The organism is Streptomyces deccanensis (assembly GCF_022385335.1).
In the GTDB taxonomy this organism is placed as follows: Bacteria; Actinomycetota; Actinomycetes; order Streptomycetales; family Streptomycetaceae; genus Streptomyces; species Streptomyces deccanensis.
In genome coordinates, this window is record NZ_CP092431.1 from 4,017,180 (window position 1) to 4,031,968 (window position 14,789).

The window sequence follows — 14,789 nt, forward strand, 5'->3', positions numbered from 1 at the left end:
CGAGCCGATCGCGTCCTGGGCTACTTCTTGCCGTCGCCCTGGTCGTCGCCGCCCGCGCCGAGGGATTCGAAGATCTCCTTGCACATGGGGCACACGGGGTACTTCTTCGGGTCGCGGCCCGGGACCCACACCTTGCCGCACAACGCCACGACGGGCGTGCCGTCGAGGGCGCTCGCCATGATCTTGTCCTTCTGGACGTAGTGGGCGAAGCGCTCGTGGTCACCATCGCCGTGCGACGTCTGCGGCGTCGGCTCGACGAGGGTCCCCGTACCAGTCCCGCGCTCGGGCTCAAGAGTGCTCATGACGCCAAGGGTACTGAAGCGCACCCGCATCAGTTGAGCGAAGGGTCGTCCGGGTAGGTGGCCACCATCGCCAGTTCGCTGCGCTGGCGGCGCAGGACCTCGCGCCAAAGGCGTTCCGGGCAGGGCGAGGAGACGTCGCCCGGTTCGGACTCGACGACGTACCAGGCGCCCTCCGCCAGTTCGTCCTCCAACTGGCCGGGCCCCCAGCCGGCGTACCCGGCGAAGATCCGCAGCGAGCCGAGCGCGGACGCCAGCAGCTCCGGCGGGGCCTCCAGGTCGACCAGGCCGATCGCGCCGTGCACGCGCCGCCAGCCGAGCGGGGTCCGGTCCACGGAGCCGCCGCCGGGGATCACCGCGACCCCCAGCGCCGCGTCCAGTTGCACCGGGCCGCCCTGGAAGACGACCCCGGGCTCGCCGGCGAGATCCGCCCAGCCCTCCAGGATGTCGCCGACGTCCACCGGGGTGGGCCGGTTGAGGACCACGCCGAGCGAGCCCTTCTCGTCGTGGTCGAGGAGCAGCACGACAGCGCGGTCGAAGTTCGGGTCCGCCAGGGCGGGCGTGGCCACGAGCAGCCGCCCTGTGAGCGAGGACACCTCGGTCATGCCAGACATGATCCCGCATCCCGCCCGGGTACGGGGAGCCAATGCCCGCAGCGGTGTGCGCGCAGCTCACGGCGCGCGGGGAGCCGACGGGGCGCACGGCCGACACGGTGACCCCGCGTGGCCGGTGATGAACGGTACGTATTGTGGCGAATCCATGACGTGGCTGAGAAGCACTTGGGCTTACGGAAGGGGGGTGGGCGGCGATTACGCTAGCTCTCCGGCTCGCGCCGCGCCGGCCCCCGCACCACGGGTCCGTCGGCCGTCCGCCCGCGCCGCACACGCCTCTGCCCAACTCCACGGAACGCGAGATCCATGACCGTCAACGGCTCTGACGACGTACTGCTTGTACACGGCGGCACCCCGCTCAGTGGCGAGATCCGTGTCCGCGGTGCGAAGAACCTCGTACCCAAGGCCATGGTCGCCGCGCTGCTCGGCAGCGGTCCGAGCCGGCTGCGCAACGTCCCCGACATCCGCGACGTACGGGTCGTGCGCGGACTGCTGCAGCTGCATGGCGTAACGGTCCGCCCGGGCGACGAGCCGGGCGAGCTGGTGATGGACCCGACGAACGTGGAGAGCGCGAACGTCGCCGACATCGACGCCCACGCGGGCTCGTCGCGCATCCCGATCCTCTTCTGCGGCCCGCTCCTGCACCGCCTCGGCCACGCGTTCATCCCCGGCCTCGGCGGCTGCGACATCGGCGGCCGCCCGATCGACTTCCACTTCGAGGTGCTGCGGCAGTTCGGCGCGAAGATCGAGAAGCGGGAGGACGGCCAGTACCTGGAGGCGCCGCGGCGGCTGCGGGGCACGAAGATCCAGCTGCCGTACCCGTCCGTGGGCGCCACGGAGCAGGTGCTGCTGACCGCCGTCCTCGCGGAGGGCGTGACGGAACTCGCGAACGCGGCCATCGAGCCCGAGATCGAGGACCTGATCTGCGTCCTGCAGAAGATGGGCGCCATCATCGCGATGGACACCGACCGCACGATCCGCATCACCGGTGTGGACTCGCTCGGCGGCTACAACCACAAGGCGCTCCCGGACCGCCTGGAGGCCGCCTCCTGGGCGTCCGCCGCGCTGGCGACCGAGGGCGACATCTACGTCCGCGGCGCCCAGCAGCGCTCGATGATGACGTTCCTGAACACCTACCGGAAGGTGGGCGGTGCCTTCGAGATCGACGACGAGGGCATCCGCTTCTGGCACCCGGGCGGCCAGCTGAAGTCGATCGCGCTGGAGACGGACGTCCACCCGGGCTTCCAGACCGACTGGCAGCAGCCCCTGGTCGTCGCGCTGACGCAGGCCACCGGCCTCTCGATCGTCCACGAGACGGTCTACGAGTCCCGGCTCGGGTTCACCTCCGCGCTGAACCAGATGGGTGCGCACATCCAGCTCTACCGCGAGTGCCTCGGCGGCTCCGACTGCCGCTTCGGCCAGCGCAACTTCCTGCACTCGGCCGTCGTCTCCGGCCCCACCCGGCTGCAGGGCGCCGACCTGGTCATCCCCGACCTGCGCGGCGGCTTCTCGTACCTCATCGCCGCCCTCGCGGCCCAGGGCACCTCCCGGGTCCACGGCATCGACCTGATCAACCGCGGCTACGAGAACTTCATGGAGAAGCTCATGGAACTCGGCGCGAAGGTGGAACTGCCGGGCAAGGCTCTCGGCTAGCGGTACGACAGGCCCCACGGCACGACGATGGGGGCGGCACCTGGAAGACCAGGTGCCGCCCCCATCAGGCGTTCTACGCGCGCCACACCATCCCCGGAAGGACGGACGGCAAGGTTACTTGCCCTTCGCCGCTTCCTTGAGCTTGCTGCCCGCGGAGACCTTCACGCTGTAGCCGGCGGGGATCTGGATCGGGTCGCCGGTCTGCGGGTTGCGAGCGGTGCGAGCGGCACGGTGGGTGCGCTCGAAGGTCAGGAAGCCGGGGATGGTGACCTTCTCGTCGCCCTTGGCGACGATGTCGCCGACGACCTCGGCGAACGCGGCCAGCACGGCGTCGGCGTCCTTGCGGGTCACCTCGGCACGGTCGGCCAGCGCGGCCACCAGCTCACTGCGGTTCATGTTGTTACTCCCGTGTTCTTCTTGCCGTTGAGGCGGACCCGGGTCCGTCGTCAGACCCTCGCGCCCAGAAACGCATCCTGCACTCACCTGCGGCGGGAAAGCCAATCCGGCACCCCTGGGGAGTCACACGAACACCCTTGGGAGTCACATGCACGCCCATGGGAGTCATGGCAGGCCTGAGCTTGGCCGCCACACTAAAGGGCGGCGCAAGCACTCCGGCCCCGCGACGCGCCGACGGCGCGGGGCCGTGGCCACCGTCACAGCGGGGGTTCAGGCCGAGGCCGCCGCCTTCGCGGCCTCGCGGACGGCGCCGGCGACCGCGCCCGCGACCTTGTCGTTGAAGACGCTGGGGATGATGTAGTTGGGGTTCAGCTCGTCCTCGGTGACGACGTCCGCGAGGGCGGTCGCGGCGGCGAGCATCATCTCCGTGTTGACGGTCCGGGACTGGGCGTCGAGGAGACCGCGGAAGACACCCGGGAAGACCAGCACGTTGTTGATCTGGTTCGGGAAGTCGGAGCGGCCGGTGGCCACGACGGCCGCCGTCTGGCGGGCGACGGCGGGGTCGACCTCGGGGTCGGGGTTCGCGAGCGCGAACACGATGGCGTCGTCGGCCATGGCGGCCACGTCGTCGCCGTCGAGGACGTTCGGGGCGGAGACGCCGATGAAGACGTCGGCGCCGCGCACGGCCTCCTTGAGGGTGCCCGTGAGGCCCTCGGGGTTGGTGTTGTCGGCGATCCAGCGCAGCGGCGAGTCGGAGGCGGCGTCCACCAGGTCGTCGCGGTCGCAGTGCACGACACCGTGGATGTCGGCCACGACGGCGTTCTTCACACCGGCGGCGAGCAGCAGCTTGAGGATGGCCGTACCGGCCGCGCCGGCGCCCGACATGACGACGCGGATGTCCCCGATCGCCTTGCCCGCGACGCGAAGTGCGTTGGTGAGGGCGGCGAGGACGACGATCGCGGTGCCGTGCTGGTCGTCGTGGAAGACGGGGATGTCGAGGGCCTCGCGCAGCCGGGCCTCGATCTCGAAGCAGCGGGGCGCGGAGATGTCCTCCAGGTTGATGCCCGCGAAGCCGGGGGCGATGGCCTTGACGATCTCGACGATGGCGTCGGTGTCCTGGGTGTCCAGGCAGATCGGCCAGGCGTCGATGCCGGCGAACCGCTTGAAGAGGGCCGCCTTGCCCTCCATGACGGGCAGCGCGGCCTTCGGGCCGATGTTGCCGAGGCCCAGCACGGCGGAGCCGTCCGTCACGACCGCAACGGAGTTGCGCTTGATGGTGAGGCGGCGCGCGTCCTCGGGGTTCTCGGCGATCGCCATGCAGACGCGGGCCACGCCCGGGGTGTAGATCATCGAGAGGTCGTCACGGTTGCGGATGGGGTGCTTGGACGCCATCTCGATCTTGCCGCCGAGGTGCATCAGGAACGTACGGTCGGAGACCTTGCCGAGCGTCACGCCCTCGATGTGGCGCAGCTGCTCGACGATCTCGTCGGCGTGCGCCGTGGAGGTGGCGGCGATGGTGACGTCGATGCGGAGCTTCTCGTGGCCGGACGCGGTCACGTCGAGGCCGGTCACCGAGCCTCCGTGGGACTCGACGGCTCCGGTGAGCTGGGAGACCGCGGTTCCGCTCGCGGGCACCTCCAGCCGGACCGTCATCGAGTAGGAGACGCTGGGCGCCGTTGCCATGGCCGACTTCCTCTGCTTTCGCGTACTTCTGCTACTGCGTTTGCTGCGTTTTGCCGTCCGATCGTCGCACCTACCGCCGGGTAGGCGTTAGCCGTCGGGGGTTGAGAACGTTTTGTTCTCAACGAGAAGAGGCCCACGTCACATTCGACGTGGACCTCTTCGTACGTTCAGTGGCACCGACCCGCCATGCTCGCCTCGCGGCAAGTGGTCGCTCGTAGCGACGAAGGTTGGGCCCGGGGGCTTGGATCGAGCCGGTGCCACCGTCAAGGCTAACAGGCGCCTCGGAGTTCGGGGAGTTGCCGGTGCGTCGGCGGGTGCGGGTGGTTCGTGGTCAGTCGCGCAGCAGGTCGGGAACTCCGTTCGCGTCCGGGTCGTCGCGGTCCGCCGAGACGACCGTCAGCTGCTGCGTCGCCCGGGTGAGTGCGACGTACAACACACGCAGTCCCGCCGGGGACTCGTCCGCGATCTCCGCCGGGGAGACGACCACCGTGGCGTCGTACTCCAGGCCCTTCGCCTCCAGGCTGCCGAGGGCCACCACCCGGTCGCCGAGGCCGGCCAGCCAGCGGGCGGCCTCCTCCCGGCGGTTCATCGCGACGACGACGCCGACCGTGCCGTCGACGAGGTCGAGGAGGCGGGCGGCCTCCGCGCGGACCGTGCGGGCGAGGGTGTCGCGGGCGGCGGTGACGAAGCGCGGCTCGACACCGGTGGAGCGGACCGCCGTGGGGGACTCGGAGCCCGGCATGGCCAGCGCCAGCACCTTCGCCGCCAGTTCGGCGATCTCGGCCGGGTTGCGGTAGTTGACGGTGAGCGTGAAGCGGCGGCGCGGGCGGGTGCCCAGGGCCTCGTCGCGGGCCTCGGCCGCCTCGTCGGGGTCGGACCAGGAGGACTGGGCGGGGTCGCCCACGACCGTCCAGGTCGCGTGGCGGCCGCGGCGGCCCACCATCCGCCACTGCATCGGCGTCAGGTCCTGCGCCTCGTCGACGATGACGTGCGCGTACTCGGTGCGCTCCTGCGCCAGCCGCTCGGCCCGCTCCCGCTGGCTCTCCTCGCGTACGGGCATCAGCTCCTCCAGGCCCGTGAGCTGGTCCAGCGGGTCGAGGTCGCGTTTCTTCCTGGGGCGGGCCGGGAGGCCGAGGATCGCCTGGAGTTCGTCGAGCACGGCGACGTCGTGGACGGACAGGCCGTCCCGCTTCAGGGAGCGGGCGACGCGGCGGACCTCGCCCGGGTTGAGGATGCGGCGGGCCCAGCGGCCGAGGCGGCGCTCGTCGGCCATCGCGGCCAGGACACCGCGCGGGGTCAGCTCGGGCCACCAGGCGTCGAGGAAGGCGATGAACTCGTCCTCGCTCGTGATGTCCTCGTCGAAGGAGGACCGCAGTTCGGCGGCCAGCTCCGGGTCGGTGTGGCGGCCCGCCGCGCCCGATCTGTCCCAGAGGGCGTCCAGCAGCAGCTTGCGCGCGCGGGGGCGCAGCAGGTTGACCGGGGCGGTGCCGCTGAGCGCGTTGCGGCGGACGCGGTCCAGGTCGGGGGCCTCCAGTTCGATGCGTCGGCCGAAGGCGACGACCCGGAGGCGGGTGGGCGCGTCGCTCGACTCCAGGGCGCCCCGGGCGGCCTTCCGCAGCACCTTGAGCATGCGGTACGAGCCCTTGGCGCGGGCCACGGCCGGGGAGTCGTACAGCGTGGCCTCGGCGCCGTCGACGAGGGAGCCGATCGCGCGGATGGCGACCTGGCCCTCCTCGCCGAGGGAGGGCAGGACGCCCTCGGTGTAGGCGACGAGCAGCGGGGTCGGGGAGACGATCAGGATGCCGCCGGCGTACCGGCGGCGGTCCTGGTAGAGGAGGTAGGCGGCGCGGTGCAGGGCGACGGCCGTCTTGCCGGTGCCGGGGCCGCCCTCGACGTACGTGACGGAGGCGGCGGGCGCGCGGATCACCAGGTCCTGTTCGGCCTGGATGGAGGCGACGATGTCGCGCATGGTGTGGCTGCGGGCCTGGCCGAGGGCGGCCATGAGGGCGCCGTCGCCGATGACGGCCAGCTCGTGGCCGTCGAGGGAGGCCTTCAGCTCGGGGCGCATCAGGTCGTCCTCGACGCCGAGCACCTTGCGGCCCTTGGAGCGGATGACCCGGCGGCGGACGACCCGGCCGGGGTCGACCGGGGTCGAGCGGTAGAAGGGGGCGGCCGCCGGGGCCCGCCAGTCGATGACCAGCGGCGCGTACTCGGAGTCCAGAACGCCGATGCGGCCGATGTGGAGGGTCTCGGCGATGTCGGCGGTCCCGTCGGGGCGGACCGCGCCCTCGGCCGGTTCGACGGCGGTGTACGCGCCGTCCGGGCCCTTCTTCCCGTCCTTGCCGAGCAGCAGGTCGATCCGGCCGAAGAGGAAGTCCTCGAACTCGTTGTTCAGCCGGTTCAGGTGGATGCCCGCCCGGAAGACCTGGGCGTCCCGCTCGGCGAGTGCGCCGGGAGTGCCCACCTGACCGCGCTTGGCCGCGTCGTTCATCAGGAACTCGGCCTCGTGGATCTTCTCCTCGAGGCGCCGGTAGACCCGGTCCAGATGTTCCTGTTCGACGCCGATCTCCTTCTCACGCACCGAGTCGTGAGCGGAGTCGAGCGTTTCCTGCTGGACGGCCACCCGGGCCCCCTTCTGACGTGCTGGGCAGCCGTCCACCGTACGCGAAAAGGACCCCGTCAGGCTATGTGCCCGACCGGGGTCCGTCCGCTGCTTGCCGCGAGGAGTGGCGTTTCGCCTCGACGGGCTACGCCTTGACCGAGACGAGCTTCTTGCCGCTGAAGGTCAGGACCTCGAAGTGGTCGATCTCGTCGGGGGTGAAGGCCGCGCCGCCGTGGACGTAGAGCGGGTCGCGGGCCTGCTGGGTCTCGGCGTTCTTGATGCCGTAGCCCCACTTCGGGACCGACCAGGAGGTGACCGTCTCACGCTCGCCGTTCTTGCCGACGGCGATGAGCGAGCACTTCTCCGGACCCTTGACGTTCTTCAGCTCCAGGACCGCGTGGGTGCCCCAGGCCTTGGACTCCATGCCGACCGTGGCGGTGACCTGGGTGGACGCGTCGGTGGACGAGACCTTGTCCTTGGCGGCCATGTGCATGAAGGAATCCTTGGCCGGGCTGGCGACCACGGTCCGGTTCTGCGGTTCGTCGTCCCCGCCGCCCGTCGTCGCGAACACCGCCGTCGGGCCGCCGACGATCAGGGCGACACCGGCCGCGAGCATGAAGAAGTTCCGTCGGCTCTTCTTCGCGCGGTGCTGGACGACCTCGCCGACCAGTCGGTCCGCGAGTCCGGTGGACGGTTTCGCCGACAGGGACTCGCCGATCGCCGGCGTGCCCTGGGCGGCGGGCAGGTCCGCGAGCGCGGCCAGCATCGGTTCCATACCGGCCAGCTCGTCGAGCTGTTGTCCGCACCACTCGCACGTGGCGAGATGCATCTCGAACTGTGTGGCCTCGGCGTCGTCCAGTATCCCGAGGGCGTACGCGCCGACGGTCTCGTGGATGTTGTCGCCGGAACCTTGGGCTCCTTGCACAGATCCGGGCATTCCCGGTCCATACCCCCCGTAGATGTTGCTCATGCCGTCACCCCGCGCTCCTCTAGAGCCAGCTTCATCGACCGCAGGGCGTAGAACACCCGGGAGCGGACGGTGCCACTGGGGATGCCAAGCGTCTCGGCCGCCTCATTGACCGTACGCCCTTTGAAATAGGTCTCGACCAGGACCTCCCTGTGGGCAGGGGTCAGGTCGTCCAGCGCGTCCGACAGTGTCATCAGCCACAACGCCTTGTCGATCTCGTCCTCCGCGGGGATGACCTCCAGCGGCGACGGGTCGACCTCCTGCGGCCGGGCCTGCCGGCTGCGGTGGCCGTCGATGACGATGCGACGTGCGACCGTCACCAGCCAGGGGCGTACCGATCCGGTCGCTCGATTGAGCTGACCGGCGTTCTTCCAGGCCCTGATGAGAGTTTCCTGCACAACGTCCTCGGCACGCTGGCGGTCGCCCGCGACCAGACGCAGCACGTACGCGAGCAAGGGTCCAGCGTGCTCGCGGTACAGCGCGCGCATCAGCTCCTCGTCTGGCTCTGAGGGCTGCGATGCGCGATGTCGTGCCCTGTGCGGGCGTTCATCGGCCACAGCGGAATCCTTGCGCACGGCTACCTCCGGTGTCCGGGGGTTCCCCCAGTCGGTCGCTCACATCGGGATACGTAGGTAACCAGTTGTGTGTTCAGAGTTGAGCCACAACTTTCTCGATTAAACGCGGGAAAGATGAGGCAGGTGGGGGACAAGTGTGGCCATATCCGCGCTTAAACCGGCACGCATGGACGGGAATTGTGAAGACACCCGCGCCGCGATGTGAAAAACAGCACTGCTGCTTCTTTACGGCTACCCGGGGTTTGCCCAACTCCCGGGCTGGGTAGGGCGGGTGGGCATATCGGTCCCAACTACGCGCGGGAGCGGGCCAGGTCGGCTCGACGGCGGTGGCGGGCGACGCGTTCGCGGTTGCCGCAGATCTCGCTGGAGCACCAGCGGCGGCGTCGGCCGCGCGAGGTGTCGACGTACACCACGGGGCAGTTGTCGCCGGCGCACTGGCGCAGGCTCGCGCAGGCGACCGGGTCCGTGAGCAGCTCCACGGTGTCGCGGGCGAGCAGGGCGAGCAGGGCGGCGCACTCGGGGGTGCGGTCCAGTGCGCGGGTGAGGGTGCCGTCGGGGGTGCGGACTGCGCGGACGGCCGGAGTCGCCGCGCGGGCCAGGTCGTTGACCCTCGCCAGGGAGATGTCGAAGGCGCGGTCGGGGGTTCGGGCCGGGGTGCGGTCGGGGGTTCGGTCGGTAGTGGTGCGTACCAACTGGGCTATGTGGGCGCGGAGTTCTCTGAAGCCGATCAGCCAGTGCGGGGTGATGTGGTCCAGGGGGGTGCCTTCGGGGACCAGGTGGGCGGCGGTGATCCAGGTGCGCAGGGCGGGCGGGGAGGCGAGTTGTTCCTCGGGGTGGGTGGTGGTGAGGAAGTCCAGGCAGAGGTGACCGCAGTCGAAGCGGGGGGTTGGGGGGTGTGCCATGTGCCTGTCACCGCCTTGGGGGACGACCGGGCGGGGGTGCGCCTCAGGGGTACGTACCCGTGTCGGGGCCTGGCCGCACCCGGGGGTGGAACTCGGTGGGGTCCGGCCGGAATTGTTCGCCCGGTGAGTGTGCGCGGGGCCAGTGGGGCTTCTCGCGCCGTTCCCCGCACCCCTGAGAGGGAGCGAGAAGTGCGTGGCAACTCTCATCCAGGAACGCTGCCAGGCGATCATTGGTGCCTCCCCGGTTGCCCTGGTCCGCTCCAGCGCCAGGTTCAAGAACGGCGTACTGGTCGAACACGTGGAGGCCGCGCAGTCGGGTCGCCGATCAGTTGGCGAACCCGCCGTCGCTCTTCAGTAGCTGCCCGTTGATCCACTGGCCCTGCGAGGAGCACAGGAACTCCACGAGATCAGCGGTGTCCTGCGGGCTGCCCAGACGCCCCAGCGGCGTCCGACGCAGTACGTGCTCCCGGATGTCGTCGGACATCCAACCCGTGTCCACCGGCCCCGGGTTGATCACGTTGGCGGTGATCCCGAGGTGGGAAAGGTCGTGGGCGGCTGCCAGGGTGATGCGGTCGAGCGCGCCCTTGCTCGCTCCGTAGGGGAGGTTGCCGACGGTGTGGTCGCTGGTGAGGCTGATGACGCGCCCGGCTCCCGGGGTTCCGCGGAAGCGACGGCCGTACTCGCGGATCAGCAGCCAGGTGGCACGCGCGTTGACCGCGAAGTGACGGTCGAAGCTCTCCAGCGTGGTGTCGAGCAGGCCGGAGTCGACCGACTCGCAGTGGCACATCACCAAGGCGGTGACGCCGCCGAGGCGACGCTCGACCTCATCGAAGACACGCTCCGCCGCCTCTGGATCGGCGAGGTCCGCCTCCACGGCCATCCCGTCGGCGCCTCGTTCGCCCAACGCCTTGGCGATGGTGTCCGCGGCACCGGTCTCGGCGCCCCACACCATGCGGGCGTCGTACGGCGTCCAGTAGGTGAAGGCGACGTTCCAGCCCGCCTCGGCAAGCCGGTGAGCGATGCCCGCGCCGACGCCGACGGACCGGCCGACCCCGGTCACCAACGCGACCGGCCTGGCAGCACTGAACGGCGGCTTCTCTCCATGGTCGTCACAAGGCGCAAGCATTCGGGCTGCGATGCGGGCATGGCAACTCAATTCCTTCCGCCCGACCCACGTGCCTTGACAACTACTTCGTACTTCACGTCTGGCGCCCATCCATCCAGCCCTTCTGGGGTCGCTACGGTGAGCGCATGAGACTCTCGCCACTTGTAGCCCGGGAACGCTTCACCGCAACTCCCGTCGCCCGGCTGGCGACCGCCGACGCCAGCGGGGTACCGCACGCGGTGCCGGTGACGTTCGCCGTCCGGGACGACCTCCTGTATTTCGCGGTGGATCACAAGCCCAAGAGCACATGGCAGTTGCGGCGGCTGCGCAACATCCGGGCGAACCCCTCGGTGACGGTCCTGGTCGACCACTACGCCGATGACTGGTCGACACTGTGGTGGGCTCGCGCCGACGGCCGTGCGGAAGTGCTGGCAGAGGGGTCGGAGCGCGGCTTGGCGTTGGAGTTGCTGTGTGCCAAGTACGACCGGCCCGATCAGTACGGGGACTCGCCCCCGCAGGGCCCCGTGGTCGCCGTTCGAGTCGAGCACTGGACGGGATGGACCTTCACATAGCCTTGCTGGGACAGCCGACCCGAGGTGACGCGCATGCCGGACCGAGATGTTCCCCCGTACCGCCGGATCGCCGATGATCTGCGCGCGGCGATCGCCAAGGGAAAGCTGACTCCTGGCGAGAAGCTGAAGTCAGAGAACGAACTCAAGGACCAGTACGGCACCACCAGGGTCACCGTGCGCAAGGCGTTGGCCCTGCTCAAGGCGGACGGACTACTCGTCAGCGAACAGGGCAGGGGCGTCTTCGTGCGTCGGCGGCCCAGCGTGAGTATGCGGACGACCGGCGCCAACTTCCGTGCACGGCGGGCCACAGGCGTCAGCAACTTCACCGCCGAGGCCGCAGCACAGGGGCTGCGGGCAGAGCAACGCATCCTCTCGGTGGAGAGGGTCCCCGCTCCCGTCGAGATCGCGGAGCGACTCGGGGTCTCCCCAGGCACCTCGGTGATTGTCCGGCGACGCGCCTTCTTCGTCGACGAGGAGCCGATGCAGTTGGCCGATGGGTACTACCCGGACGAGTTGTTCCGTGGGAGCTCGGTGGAAGGGTCTGCTCGCATCCCTGGTGGCGTCAGCTCCCTGATCGAGGACCCCGCCGGACCCGTCGGCCAACGCATCGTGCGTTTCGTCGAGGACCTGGAGATCCGCATGCCGACGCCTGCCGAAGTCGCCACACTGCGTATCCCGCCCGGCGTTCCGCTGGCACGCGTCCTGCGCAGCGCGCGTGTGGCGGACGGACAGGTGGTCGAGATTCTGGACTCCCGCATCCCGTGCGACCGGCATCTGTTCCAGTACGTCATCGACGTGCCCTGAGCAGTCATCTGTGTGAACGCAGCGGAACCCGAGAACTGCCCTCGGGCCGCCCTGACAGACGATCTTCATCGTGGACGCCGACCACCGACCACCGCGAGCACGGCAAGACGCCCGCATCCCAGCCAAGTGACCTGGGATTTCTCGATACACGCAACTCACTGGGCGGCGTAGTCGGTCATGTGGGAGGGGCTGTCCACCAGCTGGTGGACAGCCCCTTCCTGTACTTCTTCTAGCCCTGTGTCGATGTTGCTGGGGTCGGCGTTTGCAGCGCAGGTGCTTGCGGCAGCGTGGATGTGTTCCTGTCGCTGCGGTGTCCGATCCAGATGAAGGCCATGAGGCCTGTGATCAGCGTGAGCGTGGCGGCACCCGCTGCGCACCCCGCTACTACGGCATCGGCCGCTCGCTTGTGGGCGACAGCCAACTCGAAGAAAGCCGCCAGCTGCCCGACGTTGGCCGATGTCGAGAGGGCTCCGCCAACGGCAACGATCCGGTTGCGAGTCTCGCGCGGAATCGTCTGATCTTCGCTTCCTTGGGAAGCTTGCATCTGAGCTCCAGTTCTCTACAGGTTCCGGGGTTCATGGGCCCCCAATGGCGTTGCAGCGCCGGGGGCCCTTCGCTTTCGCTCCGCAATCATCCAGGCACTCACGGTCGCTCCAGGAGGGTCTGACCAAGCCTGTGACGGCCTTGTTATGACACGAGGCAGTGCGGAGCAGCCCCACCGGGGCAGATCGGCGGAATCCGTCCCATCCGCCCTGTCCACATGCTGAGAACTCGCACGTCGACGGAGGGCCCGGGGGGCCTGGCGGAACGCATCTCTCGCCGACGACGCCGACCGGGTCGCGAGAAGGGCCGCTTGGGCCTGAATGCTGCCTGCCTGCATGCCTGAGTGTTACGGAGTGTCACATCAAGCAAGTCGACGGTCAGGGGCCTACGCAACGTCACGGAACTGGCCGAGTCGGGGGTGACGGGTGAGCTCGCCTTCCCAGAACCGTGCGCGGTGAAGGAGAGCTGCACGGCAGCTGCAACTGGTTCAGCTCACTGCACCCGCCGTGGCGGAATGAGCCACGGGATGGACTACGACATCGTCCAGCTCATCGACATCCCGGCGGCGGTCCGGGCGGATCGCCGCGTGCAGATCGGCCTCGAATTCCGGCAGGCACATCGGTGCCCCCCGCAGAGACAGCGCAACCATCGCCCTACCGGAAGACCCCAACTGCCGTCAGAACTCACCAACATCGCCTTCGCCGACACGGCGCTGCCATCCCGCCCGGACCACCCACGCGACTTGCATATGCAAGCCATCAGCACCTACAGTCAACATTGCTTGGATATGCAAGTGACAGTCTTTCGGTGATGCCGCAACGCCCGTGAAGGAGTCGTTATGCACCGCTTGTCGCAGGTCTTCGAACGTGTGAGAACACTCCTCTTAGGGCAGCCCGAATGGCGTGGTCCCGTCTTAGGCAGCACTACCGAGCAGAACCGGGCGCTACCCCTGCGACATCCCTCACTGGCACATCGGGCCGCCCTGCTCGCCCTGTCACGCCGTCGTCGTAGCCAGCACCGATGGATGCCTGGTGAACGGCCCTCCGTCGAGTACGACCCGATCGACGGTGGCCTGGTCCGCGCTTACGTCCCCTCTCTGGAGGAGTGCATGCGCGTCCCCTTCGCTGCGAGGGAGGCCGGATACCCGTGATGCCGCACGCGTCCGAGTCGTACCAGCCGCGCCTCGGGGACACCGTGGAGGACGTTCGCCGGGGGAAGGTCGGCAAGGTCTTGGGGTTCGAGGGGCTGTACGTGCAGGTGCGTCCGATTGGTGGTGGAGTCGAGTGGGACACTCCCCTGATGGCTCTGCGGAAGCTCACGCTCGCCGAGGCTCTGAGCGCCGGTGTGGCCGCTGCCAACGCCCGGTCGACCGGGAGACACCATGAGTTCCACAGAGAAGATCGGGGCAGGCGGCGCCGGGGGCCGCGATTGGGACGGGTTTCTGGCACACACCTTCGATTGCCGTCAGTGCGCCACGATGCCTCTGAACCAGGGATGTCCGGAGGGGGCGAGGGTACGTCGCCGTCTGCCGGACACCGGGGTGTCGACGGGCACCGAGCCCCACGAACCGTCGGTGATCCGGTCCGAAGACACCATGGGCATGACCGAGCGCACGATGCCCCGCGTCTGCCGTCACTGCGACGAATCGATTCTCGATCCGGGCAACGCCGTGCAAGTCGCCTACGAGCACGTCAACTCCGGTCCAGGGCGTGTGGTGTGGGCGCACCGTGCGCATGCCCACCTCGTTCGGCCGGACCCGCACCTTGCCGAACTGCTGCTACGTGTGCGACGGAGTGGGCCTGCGTGGCCGTGATCCGAGTGGGCGCGCCCATCCTGTCCGCAAGGGGCTGCGCCCCTTTGATCCCCTGGGTGCGTTGTCGGGTGCGGGTGGGCCGCAGTTCTCGCGCCGTTCCCCGCGCCCCTGAAAAGCTCGGGCGGCACCCTGTGCTATTCGGCCTCAATGGGCGCGGGGAACGGCGCGGCGGCCTGATAGTGCTTCGTCAGGTTGTGAACTGTCTGTGCCTGATCGGTCCGTTGCTCCCGGACCGGACACCGAAGAGGGGTGGCCGGTCGTGCG

14 protein-coding genes are annotated in these 14,789 nt (G+C 69.3%); 5 read left to right on the top strand and 9 right to left on the bottom strand.

Features of this window, described 5'->3' with window-relative positions:
• Nucleotides 1–20: 20 nt before the first annotated feature.
• Complete coding sequence (locus L3078_RS17950; protein WP_005486786.1) at nucleotides 21–302, bottom strand: DUF3039 domain-containing protein; 282 nt, start codon at nucleotides 300–302, stop codon at nucleotides 21–23.
• Nucleotides 303–331: 29 nt separating this feature from the next.
• Nucleotides 332–904: a YqgE/AlgH family protein gene (locus tag L3078_RS17955; RefSeq protein ID WP_033524989.1), complete on the bottom strand. Its 573-nt coding sequence runs from the start codon at nucleotides 902–904 to the stop codon at nucleotides 332–334.
• 312 nt (nucleotides 905–1,216) lie between these two features.
• Between L3078_RS17955 and murA the strand changes: the two genes are divergently transcribed.
• Nucleotides 1,217–2,563: a UDP-N-acetylglucosamine 1-carboxyvinyltransferase gene (murA, locus tag L3078_RS17960; RefSeq protein ID WP_239754826.1), complete on the top strand. Its 1,347-nt coding sequence runs from the start codon at nucleotides 1,217–1,219 to the stop codon at nucleotides 2,561–2,563.
• A 114-nt stretch (nucleotides 2,564–2,677) separates the two neighbouring features.
• Here murA and L3078_RS17965 read toward each other — a convergent pair whose 3' ends face one another.
• The 7 genes from L3078_RS17965 to L3078_RS17995 all read right to left on the bottom strand — a co-directional run bounded on the left by L3078_RS17965 (nucleotide 2,678) and on the right by L3078_RS17995 (nucleotide 10,814).
• Nucleotides 2,678–2,959 carry an HU family DNA-binding protein gene (locus L3078_RS17965; RefSeq protein WP_005486790.1) on the bottom strand — a complete coding sequence of 94 codons (282 nt, stop codon included), beginning with the start codon at nucleotides 2,957–2,959 and terminating at the stop codon, nucleotides 2,678–2,680.
• A gap of 270 nt (nucleotides 2,960–3,229) precedes the next feature.
• Entirely contained in the window at nucleotides 3,230–4,642 is a 1,413-nt protein-coding gene (locus tag L3078_RS17970; protein WP_239754827.1) for an NAD-dependent malic enzyme, read from the bottom strand.
• Between the two features lie 331 nt (nucleotides 4,643–4,973).
• Nucleotides 4,974–7,265 carry a HelD family protein gene (locus L3078_RS17975; RefSeq protein WP_239754828.1) on the bottom strand — a complete coding sequence of 764 codons (2,292 nt, stop codon included), beginning with the start codon at nucleotides 7,263–7,265 and terminating at the stop codon, nucleotides 4,974–4,976.
• A 124-nt stretch (nucleotides 7,266–7,389) separates the two neighbouring features.
• Nucleotides 7,390–8,181 (bottom strand): anti-sigma factor family protein, encoded by a 792-nt coding sequence (locus L3078_RS17980; RefSeq protein ID WP_239754829.1) that lies wholly within the window; start codon nucleotides 8,179–8,181, stop codon nucleotides 7,390–7,392.
• Nucleotides 8,182–8,210: 29 nt separating this feature from the next.
• Nucleotides 8,211–8,786 carry a sigma-70 family RNA polymerase sigma factor gene (locus tag L3078_RS17985; RefSeq protein ID WP_013003188.1) on the bottom strand — a complete coding sequence of 192 codons (576 nt, stop codon included), beginning with the start codon at nucleotides 8,784–8,786 and terminating at the stop codon, nucleotides 8,211–8,213.
• 290 nt (nucleotides 8,787–9,076) lie between these two features.
• Nucleotides 9,077–9,688, bottom strand: a complete 612-nt coding sequence (locus tag L3078_RS17990) for a CGNR zinc finger domain-containing protein (protein ID WP_239754830.1) — start codon at nucleotides 9,686–9,688, stop codon at nucleotides 9,077–9,079.
• Nucleotides 9,689–10,013: 325 nt separating this feature from the next.
• Entirely contained in the window at nucleotides 10,014–10,814 is an 801-nt protein-coding gene (locus L3078_RS17995) for an SDR family oxidoreductase (protein WP_239754831.1), read from the bottom strand.
• Between the two features lie 125 nt (nucleotides 10,815–10,939).
• Here L3078_RS17995 and L3078_RS18000 point away from each other — a divergent pair, with 125 nt between their 5' ends.
• The 4 genes from L3078_RS18000 (at nucleotide 10,940) to L3078_RS44600 (ending at nucleotide 13,862) form a co-directional block, all read left to right on the top strand.
• A complete protein-coding gene (locus L3078_RS18000; RefSeq protein WP_239754832.1) occupies nucleotides 10,940–11,365 on the top strand; it encodes a TIGR03668 family PPOX class F420-dependent oxidoreductase in 426 nt (141 codons plus the stop codon).
• Between the two features lie 33 nt (nucleotides 11,366–11,398).
• Nucleotides 11,399–12,169 (top strand): GntR family transcriptional regulator, encoded by a 771-nt coding sequence (locus L3078_RS18005; protein ID WP_239754833.1) that lies wholly within the window; start codon nucleotides 11,399–11,401, stop codon nucleotides 12,167–12,169.
• Between the two features lie 1,069 nt (nucleotides 12,170–13,238).
• A complete protein-coding gene (locus L3078_RS18010; RefSeq protein ID WP_239754834.1) occupies nucleotides 13,239–13,523 on the top strand; it encodes a hypothetical protein in 285 nt (94 codons plus the stop codon).
• Nucleotides 13,524–13,736: 213 nt separating this feature from the next.
• Nucleotides 13,737–13,862, top strand: coding sequence for a hypothetical protein (locus L3078_RS44600; RefSeq protein ID WP_275593153.1), 126 nt, complete (start codon nucleotides 13,737–13,739; stop codon nucleotides 13,860–13,862).
• The last annotated feature ends 927 nt before the right edge of the window (nucleotides 13,863–14,789 follow it).

Bases quoted from the DNA above. Each gene is read 5' to 3' on its own strand.
- L3078_RS17990 (WP_239754830.1), bottom strand. From the start codon at position 9,688: ATGGCACACCCCCCAACCCCCCGCTTCGACTGCGGTCACCTCTGCCTG.
- L3078_RS18010 (WP_239754834.1), top strand. From the start codon at position 13,239: ATGGACTACGACATCGTCCAGCTCATCGACATCCCGGCGGCGGTCCGG.
- L3078_RS17955 (WP_033524989.1), bottom strand. From the start codon at position 904: ATGACCGAGGTGTCCTCGCTCACAGGGCGGCTGCTCGTGGCCACGCCC.
- L3078_RS18005 (WP_239754833.1), top strand. From the start codon at position 11,399: ATGCCGGACCGAGATGTTCCCCCGTACCGCCGGATCGCCGATGATCTG.
- L3078_RS17950 (WP_005486786.1), bottom strand. From the start codon at position 302: ATGAGCACTCTTGAGCCCGAGCGCGGGACTGGTACGGGGACCCTCGTC.
- L3078_RS17995 (WP_239754831.1), bottom strand. From the start codon at position 10,814: ATGCTTGCGCCTTGTGACGACCATGGAGAGAAGCCGCCGTTCAGTGCT.
- L3078_RS17965 (WP_005486790.1), bottom strand. From the start codon at position 2,959: ATGAACCGCAGTGAGCTGGTGGCCGCGCTGGCCGACCGTGCCGAGGTG.
- L3078_RS17980 (WP_239754829.1), bottom strand. From the start codon at position 8,181: ATGCCCGGATCTGTGCAAGGAGCCCAAGGTTCCGGCGACAACATCCAC.
- L3078_RS18000 (WP_239754832.1), top strand. From the start codon at position 10,940: ATGAGACTCTCGCCACTTGTAGCCCGGGAACGCTTCACCGCAACTCCC.
- L3078_RS17970 (WP_239754827.1), bottom strand. From the start codon at position 4,642: ATGGCAACGGCGCCCAGCGTCTCCTACTCGATGACGGTCCGGCTGGAG.
- murA (WP_239754826.1), top strand. From the start codon at position 1,217: ATGACCGTCAACGGCTCTGACGACGTACTGCTTGTACACGGCGGCACC.
- L3078_RS44600 (WP_275593153.1), top strand. From the start codon at position 13,737: ATGCCTGGTGAACGGCCCTCCGTCGAGTACGACCCGATCGACGGTGGC.